Source organism: Pandoraea sputorum (assembly GCF_000814845.2).
GTDB lineage: Bacteria > Pseudomonadota > Gammaproteobacteria > Burkholderiales > Burkholderiaceae > Pandoraea > Pandoraea sputorum.
In genome coordinates this window covers 5298171-5311518 of sequence record NZ_CP010431.2, presented here as the reverse complement: position 1 = coordinate 5311518, position 13348 = coordinate 5298171, and the positions used below count along the sequence as shown (strand labels likewise).

The following is a 13348-nucleotide window of genomic DNA, read 5'->3' as shown; positions in this document are numbered from 1 at the left end:
CCGGCCGGACTGCCGCCCTTTCGAAGAAGCGCCGTCATATGACGGCGCTTTTTTTGTGGCCGGGCGCAGGGCGGTGCAGGCCATGAGTCTTCGGTGCCGTGCCGCTTGTGCGTTACCGGGGTTACAGCCGGGCTAAGGTGGGTTAGGGCGGGCGCGAGCACGGCCACCACCGGCTTCCTTTATAATCAGAGGTTTTCTGCCGACTTTTGGGCAGTGACCCCCCGTCCGGGCTCCGGCGCCGCCATTATGGTGGGTGCAATCCCCCGACCCGGAAAACAATAATGGCGTACCCGCGAAGACGGGTGCGTGCAGTCATGGCCGCCATCGAAATCCGTAACGTCAAAAAACGCTATCAGGCGTTGCAGGCGCTCAAGGGCGTCAGCTTCTCGATCGAAGAGGGCGAATTCTTCGGTCTGCTCGGCCCCAACGGCGCGGGCAAGACCACGCTGATCAGCATCCTTGCGGGCCTCGCGCGCGCGGACTCGGGCAACATCAGCGTGCTCGGTCACGATGTCGTGCGTGATTACCGCGACGCCCGCCGCAAGCTCGGCGTGGTGCCGCAGGAACTCGTCTTCGATCCGTTCTTCTCCGTGCGCGAGACGCTGCGTATCCAGTCCGGCTACTTCGGACTCAAGCGCAATGACGACTGGATCGACGAAGTGATGGCTAACCTCGATCTGACCGACAAGGCGGACGCGAACATGCGTCAGCTCTCGGGCGGCATGAAGCGACGCGTGCTGGTGGCGCAGGCGCTGGTGCACCGCCCGCCTGTGATCGTGCTCGACGAGCCGACCGCCGGGGTCGACGTCGAACTGCGTCAGACGCTCTGGAAGTTCATCTCGCGTCTGAACCGCGAAGGTCACACGATCGTGCTGACCACTCACTATCTCGAAGAGGCGGAAGCGCTGTGCGACCGCATCGCCATGCTCAAGCGCGGCGAAGTCGTGGCGCTCGAGCGTACGGCGTCGCTGTTGCAGCGCTTTGCGGGTACGCGTCTCGTGCTGCGCTTCAAGCAGGGCACATTGCCGGCCGAGCTGCGTCCGTTGCTGGTCGACGGCCAGGATACGAACGGACATCAGTTCGCGCTGCGCCTGTCGGGCTGCGACGAAGTGGAATCCATTCTCGCCACCTGCCGTGCGGCAGGCGGCATCGTCGAAGACATCGACATTCAGAAGGCCGACCTCGAGGACGTATTCGTGCAGATCATGTCGGGTTCGCGCGCGCAGGAGGTGGCAGCATGACCGGCTTCAGCACGTTGTTTTACAAGGAAGTGCTGCGTTTCTGGAAGGTGAGTTTCCAGACCGTGGCCGCACCGGTGCTCACCGCGCTGCTGTATCTGATGATCTTCGGCCACGTGCTCGAAGACCGCGTGAAGGTCTACGACCAGATCAACTACACGTCCTTCCTCGTGCCGGGACTGGTGATGATGAGCGTGTTGCAGAACGCGTTTGCCAATAGCTCGTCGTCGCTGATCCAGTCGAAGATCACGGGCAACCTCGTGTTCGTGCTGCTGCCGCCGCTCTCGCATTGGGAGATGTACGGCGCGTACGTGCTGGCGGCCGTAGTGCGCGGACTGGCGGTCGGGCTGGGCGTTTTCCTCGTGACAGTCGCGTTCACGCATCTGACGTTTGCCGCACCGCTGTGGATTTTGGGCTTCGCCTTCTTCGGCGCGGCGATCCTCGGCACGCTGGGGTTGATCGCAGGCATCTGGGCCGAGAAATTCGACCAGCTCGCGGCGTTCCAGAACTTCCTGATCATGCCTGCAACGTTCCTCGCGGGCGTGTTCTATTCGATTCAGTCGTTGCCGCCGCTGTGGCAGGCCGTGTCGCACTTCAACCCGTTCTTCTACATGATCGACGGGTTCCGTTACGGCTTCTTCGGCGTGTCCGATGTGGCTCCGACGACGAGTCTCGCCGTCGTCGGCGTGACTTTCCTGATACTCGCAACCGTGGCGCTGAATCTGCTGCGCCGTGGCTACAAACTGCGTCACTGAACTTCTCCAGGATCAGCCATGCTGCCTACCCCCGAACAAATCAAACAGTACATCGAAGCCGGTCTGGCTTGCGATCACGTGGCCGTCGAAGGTGACGGTCAGCACTTCTTCGCGACCATCGTCAGCGCGCAGTTCGAAGGCAAGCGCCTCATTGCGCGCCATCAACTCGTGTACGGCGCGCTGGGCGACCGCATGAAGGCCGAAATCCACGCGCTCTCGATGAAGACGCTCACGCCGGCGGAGTATCAGGCGCAATGAGGATTACGCAAGAAAGCGCTGGCGCTGCCGGCAACGGCGAGGTTCTCGCCGGCGAGCGTGTGGCCGCGGACCACCTGGAAATCGAAGGCGGCGAGCGGCTGGAGGGCGAGATTACCGTCTCGGGTGCCAAGAACGCTGCCCTGCCCATTCTGTGTGCCAGCCTGTTGACGGCCGAGCCGCTGGTGCTGGGCAACGTTCCGGATCTGCACGACGTGCGCACCATGCTGACGCTGCTCGCGCGCATGGGCGTGAAGGTCGAACGCAACGGCGAGTCGGTGACGCTGGACGCGTCGCAGATTACCGAGCCGGCCGCACCGTACGAGCTGGTGAAGACCATGCGCGCATCGATTCTGGTGCTCGGCCCGCTGCTCGCCCGTTGTGGCGAAGCGCGCGTGTCGCTGCCGGGCGGATGCGCCATCGGCGCGCGGCCCGTCGATCAGCACATCAAGGGCCTGCAAAAGATGGGTGCCGAGATCACGCTGACGCATGGCGACATCGTGGCGCGGGCTTCACGTCTTCGTGGCGAGACGCTCGTGACGGACATGATCACCGTGACGGGCACCGAAAACCTGCTCATGGCGGCCACGCTGGCCGACGGCGTGACCGTGCTGGCCAACGCCGCGCGTGAGCCGGAAGTGACCGATCTGGCGCAATTGCTCGTGAAGATGGGCGCGAAGATCGACGGCATCGGAACCGATCGTCTGGTGGTGACGGGCGTCGCGCGCTTGCATGGTGCAACGCACGATGTCGTGCCCGACCGTATCGAAGCGGGCACGTTCCTGTGCGCGGCTGTGGCCACGCGCGGCGACATTGCGCTGCGCCGCGTGGTACCTGGCACGCTGGACGCCGTCATCGAAAAATTGCGCGAGACCGGCGCGAATGTGACCGGCGGTGCGGATTGGCTGCGCGTGCAGATGGATCGTCGCGCGCAGGCCGTGAGTTTCCGGACGTCGGAATATCCGGCGTTCCCGACCGACATGCAGGCGCAGTTCATGGCGCTGAACTGCATTGCGCGGGGCGCGTCGCAGGTCGTCGAGACGATCTTCGAGAACCGCTTCATGCACGTGCAGGAATTGATGCGTCTGGGCGCGAATATCGGCATCGAAGGCAACACGGCGCGGATTTCCGGCGTGGATCGTCTGTCCGGCGCGCACGTGATGGCGACCGATCTGCGTGCGTCCGCCAGTCTGATCGTCGCGGGTCTGACGGCTGAAGGCCGCACCCTCGTCGACCGCATTCATCACCTCGATCGCGGCTATCATCGTATCGAGGCCAAGTTGTGCGCCGTGGGCGCACGAATCCGGCGTGTCGAAGCATGCCAGGGAGAGATTGCATGAGTACCGTGAAGTCGGCCCAGCCGCTGGCCCAACCGCTTACGCTGGCGCTCTCGAAAGGGCGTATCTTTACGGAGACGCTGCCGTTGCTCGCCGCGGCCGGTATCGAGGTGACGGAAGATCCCGAAACCTCGCGCAAGCTGATCCTGCCGACGACCGATCCGAATCTGCGCGTGATCATCGTGCGCGCGACGGACGTGCCGACCTATGTCCAATACGGTGCCGCCGACTTCGGCGTGGCCGGTAAGGACGTGCTCATCGAACACGGCGGTGGCGGCCTTTATCAGCCGATCGATTTGAACATTGCGCGTTGCCGCATGTCTGTGGCTGTACCGAAGGGTTTCGACTACGCGAATGCCGTACGTCAGGGCGCACGTCTGCGTGTGGCGACCAAGTACGTGCAAACCGCGCGAGAACACTTCGCGGCCAAGGGCGTGCACGTCGACCTGATCAAGTTGTATGGCTCGATGGAGCTGGGTCCGCTCGTGGGTCTGGCCGACGCGATTGTCGATCTGGTGAGCACCGGCGGCACGCTGCGGGCCAATAATCTGGTGGAAGTGGAGGAGATCATGGATATCTCGTCCCGCCTCGTGATCAACCAGGCTGCGCTCAAATTGAAGCGTGAGTCTTTGCAGCCTATTCTGGATGCCTTTGAGCAGGCGTCCCGGCAAACAGCATGAAACTCGATATTCGCAAACTCGATTCGTCCGCTGAAGGATTCGCCGCACAGTTGCGCGACGTACTGGCGTTCGAAGCGAGCGAAGACGCCGCCATCGACCGTGCGGCTGCCGAAATTCTCGCCGACGTGAAAGCGCGCGGCGACGCTGCCGTCATCGAATACACGAACAAGTTCGACCGTCTCAGCGCCCCCGACATGGGTGCGCTGGAGCTGTCTGCCGACGTGTTGGCGGCGGCGCTCGAAGGGCTTGAGCCGAAGCGTCGTGCCGCCCTCGAAGCAGCGGCTGCGCGTGTGCGCGCGTATCACGAGAAGCAGCGCATCGAATGCGGCAGCCATAGCTGGCAATACACCGAGTCGGACGGCACGGTGCTGGGGCAGAAGGTGACGCCGCTCGATCGCGTCGGCATCTACGTTCCGGGCGGTAAGGCCGCGTATCCGTCGTCGGTGCTGATGAACGCGATTCCGGCGCGTGTGGCTGGCGTCAAGGAAATCGTCATGGTGGTGCCCACGCCCGACGGCGTGCAGAACCCGTTGGTGCTGGCGGCGGCGCACATTGCCGGTGTCGACCGCGTGTTCACCATCGGTGGCGCACAGGCGGTCGGCGCGCTGGCGTACGGCACCGAAACGGTGCCGGCTGTCGACAAGATCGTCGGCCCGGGCAATGCCTTCGTGGCGGCGGCCAAGCGGCGCGTGTTCGGTACCGTCGGTATCGACATGATCGCCGGTCCGTCGGAAATCCTCGTGATCTGCGACGGTTCGACCGATCCCGACTGGGTGGCGATGGACCTGTTCTCGCAGGCCGAGCACGACGAACTCGCTCAATCCATCCTGCTGTGCCCGGACGCCGAATACATCGCGCGCGTGTACGCGTCGCTGGAACGTCAGATCGACGACATGCCGCGCCGTGAGGTGATCGCAGCTTCGCTGCAAGGCCGTGGTGCGCTGATCAAGGTGCGCGATATGGCGGAAGCGTGCGAGATCGCCAACGTGATCGCACCGGAGCACCTGGAAATCTCGGCCGAGACGCCGCAGCAGTGGGGCGACAAGATCCGCCACGCCGGTGCGATCTTCCTGGGCAAGTTCACGAGCGAAAGCCTCGGCGACTACTGCGCCGGTCCGAACCACGTGCTGCCGACTTCGCGTACCGCGCGTTTCTCGTCGCCGCTGGGGGTGTACGACTTCATCAAGCGTTCGAGCCTCATCGAAGTGAGCGAGGGCGGTGCCCGCATGCTCGGCGAGATTGCGGCCGAACTGGCGTACGGCGAAGGCCTGCAAGCGCACGCGCGCAGCGCCGAATACCGTTTGCATCACGAGTCCTGACATGCGCGACGACGCCCTGCGGCCCGCGTATTGTCCTTCGACGCCGGCCACTGCCCGGCGTCGGACCCGCGCAAACGCTGCTCCCAAGTTTTCCAAGTTTTACAAAACGATTTCGTTGCCAGCCCGCCTTGTGCGGGCTGCGCTGCGTTCTATCGTGCAGACCGTCGTGCTGTTCGGTCTGGGCCTGACGATGGCCACGGCCGCGCACGCTGCGGGTAGCTATTGTCAGCACGCCAGATTCGAAGGTGCGTCCGTCGAGAAGATGACGGTGTGCGTGCGACGTCAGGCGTTCGATAACGACGTGTATGTGCTGCGTCTGGACGGCAAGACCGCGCTGCGCGGCACCGACGAGGAGGTGGCACACGGCGTGTTCGGCCGAGTCGGCAACCGGCTCGTCGCCATGCGCTGCGAGGCCGAGGAGTCGCCCGCGCGGGTGAGTCCGGCCGTGGCGCAGGCGTTGTCGTGGCAGACGGGCGTGCGCGTGCAGCGCATTACCGACGCGCTGGGCAACGTGGAGACCGGCCGCCGCTGCACCGTCAAGATCGACGGGGCCGACGCAGGCTTGCTGACGTTCGCGTTCAATTGAGTTGCCGCAGCCGTTCTGATTGATTCGTCCCTAACCCGTCATCCATCGCCTTCGATTCGCCATGTCCGTCGACCAAGTGATTCGCCCCGACGTGCTCGCCATGAGCACTTATCCCGTGCCCGATGCCAGCGGCTTCCTGAAGCTCGACGCGATGGAGAACCCGTACGGTCTGCCCGAAGCGCTGCGCACCGTGCTCGCGCAGCGTCTGGCCGATGTGGCGCTCAACCGCTATCCGGCGCCGCGTCCGCAGGCGTTGCTTGAGAAGCTCTCGCGCACGATGGGCGTGCCCGCAGGCGCGAAGCTGCTGCTCGGCAACGGCTCGGACGAAATCATCAGCATGATCGCGATGGCGACGGCGCGCCCGGGGGCAGCGGTCATCGCGCCGATGCCGGGTTTCGTGATGTACGAGATGTCGTCGCGGTTCGCTGGGATCGAGTTTGTCGGCGTGCCGCTCACGGCCGACTTCTCGCTCGATATGCCTGCGATGCTGGGCGCGATTGCGGCGCATCCCGGCGCGGTGGTCTATCTGGCGTATCCGAACAACCCGACCGGCAATCTGTTTGCCGATGCGGATATCGAGACGCTGGTGCGCGCGGCAGGCAACGGGCTGGTGGTGATCGACGAGGCATACCAGCCTTTCGCGGGCAAGACGTGGATGCCGCGTCTGCCCGAATTCCCCAATCTGCTGGTGATGCGCACCGTCTCCAAGCTCGGACTGGCGGGTATCCGGCTGGGTTATGTGGCCGGCAGCGCCGAGTGGCTGGATCAGCTCGATAAGGTGCGTCCGCCCTATAACGTGAACGTGCTGACGCAGGCGTGTGCCGAATTCATGCTCGATCACCTGGACGTGCTCGACGCGCAGGCGGCTGAGTTGCGTGCTGAGCGCGCCCGGCTGGCGGCCACGTTGGCGGCGCTTCCCGGGGTGACGGTGTTCGCCAGCGACGCGAATTTTCTGCTCGTTCGGGTGCCGGATGCCGACAAAACCCACACCAGCCTGCTCGCGCACAAGGTGTTGATCAAAAACGTGGGTAAAATGCACGTATTGCTGGCCAATTGCCTCAGATTGACGGTCGGCACCCCCACGGAGAATGCCGCAATGGCCAAGGCTCTGGCGGCATCACTCTAACAAGCTATACGACGAGAACTCACCATCATGCGCATTGCGGAAGTCGTTCGCGATACCAGCGAAACGCAAATACGCGTCAAGATCGACCTGGACGGCACCGGCCGGAAGACGCTCGATACCGGCGTGCCGTTTCTGGACCACATGCTCGACCAGATCGCGCGCCACGGCCTCATCGACATGGATGTCGAAGCCAAGGGCGATACCTACATCGACGATCACCATACGGTGGAAGACGTCGGCATCACGCTGGGTATGGCGGTGGCCAAGGCCATCGGCGACAAGAAGGGCATCGTGCGTTACGGCCATAGCTATGTGCCGCTCGACGAAGCCCTCTCGCGGGTGGTGATCGACTTCTCGGGCCGTCCCGGTCTCGAATTCCATGTGCCTTTCACGCGCGCTCGCGTGGGCAACTTCGACGTCGACCTGCTCATCGAATTTTTCCGTGGCTTCGTGAATCACGCGGGCGTCACGCTGCATATCGACAACCTGCGCGGCATCAACGCCCACCACCAGTGCGAAACGGTGTTCAAGGCGTTCGGTCGTGCCCTGCGCATGGCGGTCGAGATCGATCCGCGTGCGGCGGGTGTCGTGCCGTCCACGAAGGGAAGCCTCTGACATTGACGGGTCTGTAGCGCTCGTGACGCCGGTCTGACCGGCGTCGCCAGCCGGATAGCCCGCCGGACGCGAGTCCGGCGCCCCTGCGACGATTCATCGACCGGCCGCACGCCGGCGCCGTGTGCCCCTTATGACGCTCGACGCCTTCAAGTTCTTCATCTCGTTGCTGGCCCTGATCAATCCGCTCGGGGCGATTCCGCTGTTCATCAGCCTGACGTCTACGCAGACACGGGAAGAGAAGCGCCACACGATCAACGTCGCGGCGATTGCCGTCGCACTGGTGGTCGCGGGTTCGGGACTGTTCGGCGAGGCGATCATCCGCTTCTTCGGTATCTCGATTGCGTCGCTGGAAGTCGGCGGCGGCGTGATCATGCTGCTCATGGCAGTGAACATGATCAACGCGCAGACCGGGAACACGCGGGCGACGGCGGAAGAGCGTCACGAAGCGGAGGAGCGGCCGAACATCGCCGTGGTGCCGCTGGCGATTCCGCTGCTCACCGGGCCGGGGACGATCAGTACCGTGATCATCTACTCCGGCCGCGCGCATGGCTGGGCGCAGATTCTGGCGCTCATGGCGATCGGTGTGGGCGTGGGTGCAGTGTGCTGGGTGGCGTTGCGCAGTGCCGGTCGCATCGAAGGCTGGCTCGGGCGAACGGGCATCAACATCGGCACGCGCCTGATGGGGTTGATCCTCTCGGCGCTCGCCGTGGAATTCATTATCGATGGTTTGAAAATACTGCTGCCGGGTTTGAGATGAATAAGATTGCGATTGTCGACTACGGAATGGGCAACCTGCGCTCGGTCTATCAGGCGCTGCGTGCCGCAGCCCCGGAGGCCGACGTGAGCATCAGCAGCGACGCCGCCGAGATTCGCGCCGCCGACCGCGTGGTGCTGCCGGGGCAGGGCGCGATGCGCGACTGCATGGGTTGCCTGAACGAGTCGGGCCTGCGCGAGGCCGTCGTCGAAGCTGCCGCCACCAAGCCGATGTTCGGCGTGTGCGTGGGCGAGCAGATGCTGTTCGACATGTCGGACGAAGGCAACACACCTGCGCTGGGCCTGCTGCCGGGCCGCGTGGTGCGCTTCGATCTCGAAGGTCAGGTGCAGGACGACGGTTCGCGCTTCAAGGTGCCGCAGATGGGCTGGAACCGCGTGCGTCAGACGCAGGGCGCTCACCCGATCTGGGCGGGCGTGCCCGACGACAGCTATTTTTACTTCGTGCACAGCTACTATGTTGTGCCCGCGAAGCCCGAACTGACGGCCGGCGAGACGGTCTACGGTGTGCCCTTTACCTGTGCAGTGGCCCAAGATAATATCTTCGCCACTCAGTTTCACCCGGAAAAGAGCGCCCAGGCGGGCCTTGCGCTTTACCGCAATTTTGCACAGTGGAAGCCCTGATGACGACCCGTGCGACGCGCCGGTATCCGGTTTCCTTCCCGAGCGTGCCCTCCATCACGGCTTATACTGTGTCATGCTGATGAACCCGATCCCGACGCGCCGAAGTCCGGCAAGACCGGGGTCGGTTTTATGTTGTCCGCGTAACTTGCGAATTCCTTTTACTTCCCACTAGCGACGTTTCACGATTGCCTATGCTGCTCATCCCGGCCATCGACCTTAAAGACGGTCAATGTGTTCGCCTTAAACAAGGCGACATGGATCAAGCCACCGTATTCTCGGAGGACCCCGCCGCCATGGCTCGACATTGGGTCGAGCAAGGTGCGCGCCGCCTTCATCTGGTGGACTTGAACGGTGCATTTGCTGGCAAGCCGCGTAACGAAGCGGCCATCCACGCCATCATCGAGGAAGTCGGCGCCGACATCCCCGTGCAACTGGGCGGCGGCATTCGCGACCTGGGCACCATCGAGCGCTTTCTCGACGCCGGTCTGTCGTACGTCATCATCGGTACGGCAGCCGTGAAGAACCCCGGTTTCCTGCGCGACGCCTGCAGCGCGTTCGGCGGCCACATCATCGTCGGCCTCGACGCCAAGGACGGCAAGGTTGCCACCGATGGCTGGAGCAAGCTCACCGGCCACGAAGTCGTGGATCTGGCGCGCAAGTTCGAGGACTACGGCGTCGAATCGATCATCTACACCGACATCGGCCGCGATGGCATGCTCCAGGGCATCAACATCGACGCGACGGTGCGCCTCGCGCAGGCGGTGACCGTGCCGGTGATCGCCAGCGGCGGACTGTCGAATCTGGGCGACATCGATGCGCTGTGCAAGGTCGAGAGCGAGGGCGTCGAAGGCGTCATCTGCGGCCGTGCCATCTACTCGGGCGATCTGAATTTCTCGTCGGCGCAAACGCGTGCCGACGAGCTTTCCGAAGGAGCGGCATAAGCGGGATTACGGCTGCGGCCGTCTCGCGTGCCAACATCATGGCTCTCGCTAAACGCATCATCCCGTGTCTGGACGTGACGGCCGGCCGCGTGGTCAAGGGCGTCAACTTCGTCGAACTTCGCGACGCGGGCGACCCCGTCGAGATCGCCCGCCGTTATGACGAGCAGGGCGCGGACGAACTGACGTTCCTCGACATCACCGCGACCTCCGACGGACGCGATCTCATTTTGCCGATCATCGAAGCGGTGGCCGCGCAGGTCTTCATCCCCCTCACGGTGGGCGGTGGCGTGCGCGAAGTGGCAGACGTTCGTCGTCTGCTCAATGCCGGTGCGGACAAGGTCAGCATGAACTCGTCGGCCGTCGCGAATCCGCAACTGGTCGCCGATGCGGCAGCCAAGTACGGCTCGCAATGCATCGTCGTGGCCATTGACGCCAAGCGTGTCTCAGCCGACGGCGAAGCGCCGCGCTGGGAAGTCTTCACGCACGGCGGTCGCAAGAACACCGGTCTGGACGCTGTGGCCTGGGCCAAACAGATCGAGGCGCTGGGCGCTGGCGAAATCCTGCTCACGAGCATGGACCGCGACGGCACCAAGAGCGGCTTCGACCTGGCGCTCACGCGCGCCGTCTCCGACGCGGTGAGCATTCCCGTGATCGCCTCGGGCGGCGTGGGTTCGCTGGCCGATCTGGCCAACGGCGTGACCGAAGGCCACGCGGATGCCGTGCTGGCCGCGAGCATCTTCCACTACGGCGAGCACACCGTCGGCGAAGCGAAGCGCTTCATGGCCGATAAGGGCATTTCCGTACGTCTGTAAGGCCTCTGAACGGGACTCGACGCATCATGACGCAAGACTGGCTGGACAAGGTAAGTTGGGACGCGCAGGGCCTCGTGCCCGTGATTGCGCAGGAAGTCGGCAGCAACGACGTGCTGATGTTCGCCTGGATGAACCGCGAAGCGCTCGCGCGCACCGTGGAAATCGGCGAGGCCGTCTACTACTCGCGTTCGCGCAAGCGTTTGTGGCACAAGGGCGAAGAGTCGGGACACGTGCAGAAAGTGCACGAGATCCGTCTCGATTGCGACGAAGACGTCGTGCTGCTCAAGGTGACGCAGAACGATGGCATCGCCTGTCACACGGGCCGTCATTCCTGCTTCTTCCAGAAGTTCGAGGGCAACGCTGCGGAAGGTCAGTGGACCACCGTCGAGCCGGTGCTCAAGGACCCGAACAAGATCTACAAGTGATTGCCATGAACGATACGCTCGAGCGTGTTGCCGAAGTGATCGCGTCGCGCAAAGGCGCCGATCCCGACAAGTCGTACGTTGCCCGTCTGTTTCACAAGGGCGACGACGCCATCTGCAAGAAGATCGGCGAAGAAGCGACCGAAGTCGTGCTCGCGGCCAAGGACATTCGCATTGGCGGAGCGGACGATCTGCGTCAGAAGCTCGTCAACGAGACGGCCGATCTGTGGTTCCACTGCATGGTGCTGCTCGCTCACCACGACCTGAGCCCGAACGAAGTGCTCGCCGAGCTGGCGCGCCGCGAAGGGCTGTCGGGTCTTGTCGAGAAGGCGCAGCGCGGCACGCGCGGCGAACACGCGGACTGATATCGGCGTCTGCCGCTGTCTGGCGGCAGCCCCCCAGCCACTTTGCTTTCTGCACTCCATTTGTCCGACACTGCCGAGTCATCACGCTCATCACGCAGGCTCTCAAGAGGAGACGCTTCATGAACGATCCGCAACAATCCGGCGGCCCGGGCCATCCCTATACCGTCAACACGACGTCGGTCGCGAGCGCGCCTAGCGAGGAGCAGGAACGTGCCATGCGCAAGCTCACGCACGTGCTCTACGCGCTGTATGCGCTGTTCTGGCTCACGGGCGGCGTGACCGCCATCGTGGCCATCATCATCAACTACATCAAGCGCGACGACGCGGCCGGCACGCTGTACGCGTCGCATTTCACCTGGCAAATCCGCACCTTCTGGTGGTCGGTGGTCTGGGCGGTGCTGGGCGTGGCGCTTGCCGTCGTGGTGGTCGGGTTCGCGATTCTCTGGGTGCTGGGCATCTGGACGCTGTACCGGATCGTCAAGGGCTGGCTGTATCTGAACGACAACAAACCTATGTACGCGACGCGCGCCTGACGTACGCAGGGTGGCGCTTCGATTCATCAGAGCATTCGAGAGGAAGACACAAGCATGACGCACGACAACTGTATCTTCTGCAAGATCGTCGCCGGGCAGATCCCGAGCGCGCAGGTCTATAGCGACGACGACGTGGTGGTGTTCAAGGACATCAATCCGGCCGCCGACCTGCACCTGCTCATGGTTCCGCGCAAGCACATCGCCACGTTGCAGGACTGCCAGCCGGAAGATCAGGCGCTGCTCGGCAAGATGATGCTGCTCGCGCCAAAGCTGGCCCGTGAGCAGGGTTATGCCTTCGATGGCGACGCGTCGAACATCGACGGCAACGGGTTTCGCGTGGTGATGAACACCGGGCCGGGGGGTGGGCAGGAGGTTTATCATCTTCACATGCACATTCTGGCCGGACCGCGGCCGTGGAAGCGCATGTAACGTCAGCGTGACAGCAAAGTCTGGGAATATCGCGACGGTTTGCCGCGTTATGTGATGGAATGGTGCAACGCGCCCGCATCGGGATAGGTTTCACGAAACATTTATTTCTACCCGGCGCCGCGCCCGGTTACGATGCTGGACGTGACGCGCAATGTGCCACAATGGGGCACATGGTTGCGTAACAAGGGGCAAACATAGCGCACTGCGCCAAAGGCCGGAGGGCCTGCGCAGTGGGGCTCGATAAAACCTCGTCGCGACGCGGCAGAGGTAGGTAAACGCAAGGAGAGTGGTCATGGGTTCGTTGAGTATTTGGCACTGGCTGATCGTGCTGGTGATCGTGATGATGGTTTTCGGCACCAAGAAGCTGCGCAATATGGGTAGTGATCTGGGCGGTGCGGTCAAAGGCTTCAAGGACGGTATGAAGGAAGGCGAAGCCTCCCCGTCCAAGGAAGATCCGGCGGCTGCCAAGGAACTGCGCGATTCGACCACCATCGACGTGCAGGCCAAGGACGCGAGCAATCACAAGCAAGGCTAAGCCGG

Annotated in this window: 18 protein-coding genes; all 18 read left to right on the top strand. The window is 63.5% G+C overall.

Features of this window, described 5'->3' with window-relative positions:
- Window positions 1-314 precede the first annotated feature (314 nt).
- The 18 genes from NA29_RS23520 to tatA all read left to right on the top strand — a co-directional run bounded on the left by NA29_RS23520 (window position 315) and on the right by tatA (window position 13343).
- A complete protein-coding gene (locus tag NA29_RS23520) occupies window positions 315-1241 on the top strand; it encodes an ABC transporter ATP-binding protein (RefSeq protein WP_039393625.1) in 927 nt (308 codons plus the stop codon).
- On the top strand, window positions 1238-1993 hold the full coding sequence (locus tag NA29_RS23515; protein WP_039393623.1) for an ABC transporter permease: 756 nt from the start codon (window positions 1238-1240) through the stop codon (window positions 1991-1993). Before NA29_RS23520 ends, NA29_RS23515 begins: the two co-directional genes overlap by 4 nt.
- An 18-nt stretch (window positions 1994-2011) precedes the next feature.
- The gene (locus NA29_RS23510; protein ID WP_039393621.1) at window positions 2012-2251 is read left to right on the top strand and encodes a BolA family protein; all 240 of its coding nucleotides are present in this window, start codon (window positions 2012-2014) and stop codon (window positions 2249-2251) included.
- Complete coding sequence (murA, locus tag NA29_RS23505; protein WP_039393619.1) at window positions 2248-3588, top strand: UDP-N-acetylglucosamine 1-carboxyvinyltransferase; 1341 nt, start codon at window positions 2248-2250, stop codon at window positions 3586-3588. Before NA29_RS23510 ends, murA begins: the two co-directional genes overlap by 4 nt.
- Before the next feature lie 23 nt (window positions 3589-3611).
- The gene (gene hisG / locus NA29_RS23500) at window positions 3612-4265 is read left to right on the top strand and encodes an ATP phosphoribosyltransferase (RefSeq protein WP_095178579.1); all 654 of its coding nucleotides are present in this window, start codon (window positions 3612-3614) and stop codon (window positions 4263-4265) included.
- A complete protein-coding gene (hisD, locus tag NA29_RS23495; RefSeq protein WP_039393615.1) occupies window positions 4262-5584 on the top strand; it encodes a histidinol dehydrogenase in 1323 nt (440 codons plus the stop codon). Before hisG ends, hisD begins: the two co-directional genes overlap by 4 nt.
- 115 nt (window positions 5585-5699) lie before the next feature.
- Window positions 5700-6170, top strand: coding sequence for a hypothetical protein (locus NA29_RS23490; protein ID WP_150661955.1), 471 nt, complete (start codon window positions 5700-5702; stop codon window positions 6168-6170).
- Window positions 6171-6231: 61 nt separating this feature from the next.
- The gene (hisC, locus tag NA29_RS23485) at window positions 6232-7296 is read left to right on the top strand and encodes a histidinol-phosphate transaminase (RefSeq protein WP_039393611.1); all 1065 of its coding nucleotides are present in this window, start codon (window positions 6232-6234) and stop codon (window positions 7294-7296) included.
- Between the two features lie 27 nt (window positions 7297-7323).
- Window positions 7324-7911 carry an imidazoleglycerol-phosphate dehydratase HisB gene (gene hisB / locus NA29_RS23480; RefSeq protein WP_039393608.1) on the top strand — a complete coding sequence of 196 codons (588 nt, stop codon included), beginning with the start codon at window positions 7324-7326 and terminating at the stop codon, window positions 7909-7911.
- A 130-nt stretch (window positions 7912-8041) separates the two neighbouring features.
- Window positions 8042-8668: a MarC family protein gene (locus tag NA29_RS23475; protein ID WP_039393607.1), complete on the top strand. Its 627-nt coding sequence runs from the start codon at window positions 8042-8044 to the stop codon at window positions 8666-8668.
- Window positions 8665-9306 (top strand): imidazole glycerol phosphate synthase subunit HisH, encoded by a 642-nt coding sequence (gene hisH / locus NA29_RS23470; protein ID WP_039393605.1) that lies wholly within the window; start codon window positions 8665-8667, stop codon window positions 9304-9306. Before NA29_RS23475 ends, hisH begins: the two co-directional genes overlap by 4 nt.
- Before the next feature lie 191 nt (window positions 9307-9497).
- Window positions 9498-10247, top strand: a complete 750-nt coding sequence (gene hisA, locus NA29_RS23465) for a 1-(5-phosphoribosyl)-5-[(5-phosphoribosylamino)methylideneamino]imidazole-4-carboxamide isomerase (RefSeq protein WP_039393603.1) — start codon at window positions 9498-9500, stop codon at window positions 10245-10247.
- A 38-nt stretch (window positions 10248-10285) separates the two neighbouring features.
- The gene (gene hisF / locus NA29_RS23460; protein WP_039393600.1) at window positions 10286-11059 is read left to right on the top strand and encodes an imidazole glycerol phosphate synthase subunit HisF; all 774 of its coding nucleotides are present in this window, start codon (window positions 10286-10288) and stop codon (window positions 11057-11059) included.
- Window positions 11060-11085: 26 nt separating this feature from the next.
- The gene (gene hisI / locus NA29_RS23455; protein WP_039393598.1) at window positions 11086-11484 is read left to right on the top strand and encodes a phosphoribosyl-AMP cyclohydrolase; all 399 of its coding nucleotides are present in this window, start codon (window positions 11086-11088) and stop codon (window positions 11482-11484) included.
- Window positions 11485-11489: 5 nt separating this feature from the next.
- Entirely contained in the window at window positions 11490-11846 is a 357-nt protein-coding gene (locus NA29_RS23450) for a phosphoribosyl-ATP diphosphatase (RefSeq protein WP_039401587.1), read from the top strand.
- Window positions 11847-12061: 215 nt separating this feature from the next.
- Window positions 12062-12379, top strand: a complete 318-nt coding sequence (locus NA29_RS23445; protein WP_052253130.1) for a DUF4870 family protein — start codon at window positions 12062-12064, stop codon at window positions 12377-12379.
- Between the two features lie 54 nt (window positions 12380-12433).
- The gene (locus NA29_RS23440; RefSeq protein ID WP_039393594.1) at window positions 12434-12808 is read left to right on the top strand and encodes a histidine triad nucleotide-binding protein; all 375 of its coding nucleotides are present in this window, start codon (window positions 12434-12436) and stop codon (window positions 12806-12808) included.
- 292 nt (window positions 12809-13100) lie between these two features.
- Entirely contained in the window at window positions 13101-13343 is a 243-nt protein-coding gene (tatA, locus tag NA29_RS23435; RefSeq protein ID WP_039393592.1) for a Sec-independent protein translocase subunit TatA, read from the top strand.
- Window positions 13344-13348 lie beyond the last annotated feature (5 nt).

What these genes read in the sequence shown, in the direction of transcription:
- NA29_RS23520 (WP_039393625.1), top strand. Translation starts at nt 315, where the DNA reads ATGGCCGCCATCGAAATCCGTAACGTCAAAAAACGCTATCAGGCGTTG.
- NA29_RS23515 (WP_039393623.1), top strand. Translation starts at nt 1,238, where the DNA reads ATGACCGGCTTCAGCACGTTGTTTTACAAGGAAGTGCTGCGTTTCTGG.
- NA29_RS23510 (WP_039393621.1), top strand. Translation starts at nt 2,012, where the DNA reads ATGCTGCCTACCCCCGAACAAATCAAACAGTACATCGAAGCCGGTCTG.
- murA (WP_039393619.1), top strand. Translation starts at nt 2,248, where the DNA reads ATGAGGATTACGCAAGAAAGCGCTGGCGCTGCCGGCAACGGCGAGGTT.
- hisD (WP_039393615.1), top strand. Translation starts at nt 4,262, where the DNA reads ATGAAACTCGATATTCGCAAACTCGATTCGTCCGCTGAAGGATTCGCC.
- hisC (WP_039393611.1), top strand. Translation starts at nt 6,232, where the DNA reads ATGTCCGTCGACCAAGTGATTCGCCCCGACGTGCTCGCCATGAGCACT.
- hisB (WP_039393608.1), top strand. Translation starts at nt 7,324, where the DNA reads ATGCGCATTGCGGAAGTCGTTCGCGATACCAGCGAAACGCAAATACGC.
- NA29_RS23475 (WP_039393607.1), top strand. Translation starts at nt 8,042, where the DNA reads ATGACGCTCGACGCCTTCAAGTTCTTCATCTCGTTGCTGGCCCTGATC.
- hisH (WP_039393605.1), top strand. Translation starts at nt 8,665, where the DNA reads ATGAATAAGATTGCGATTGTCGACTACGGAATGGGCAACCTGCGCTCG.
- hisA (WP_039393603.1), top strand. Translation starts at nt 9,498, where the DNA reads ATGCTGCTCATCCCGGCCATCGACCTTAAAGACGGTCAATGTGTTCGC.
- hisF (WP_039393600.1), top strand. Translation starts at nt 10,286, where the DNA reads ATGGCTCTCGCTAAACGCATCATCCCGTGTCTGGACGTGACGGCCGGC.
- hisI (WP_039393598.1), top strand. Translation starts at nt 11,086, where the DNA reads ATGACGCAAGACTGGCTGGACAAGGTAAGTTGGGACGCGCAGGGCCTC.
- NA29_RS23450 (WP_039401587.1), top strand. Translation starts at nt 11,490, where the DNA reads ATGAACGATACGCTCGAGCGTGTTGCCGAAGTGATCGCGTCGCGCAAA.
- NA29_RS23445 (WP_052253130.1), top strand. Translation starts at nt 12,062, where the DNA reads ATGCGCAAGCTCACGCACGTGCTCTACGCGCTGTATGCGCTGTTCTGG.
- NA29_RS23440 (WP_039393594.1), top strand. Translation starts at nt 12,434, where the DNA reads ATGACGCACGACAACTGTATCTTCTGCAAGATCGTCGCCGGGCAGATC.
- tatA (WP_039393592.1), top strand. Translation starts at nt 13,101, where the DNA reads ATGGGTTCGTTGAGTATTTGGCACTGGCTGATCGTGCTGGTGATCGTG.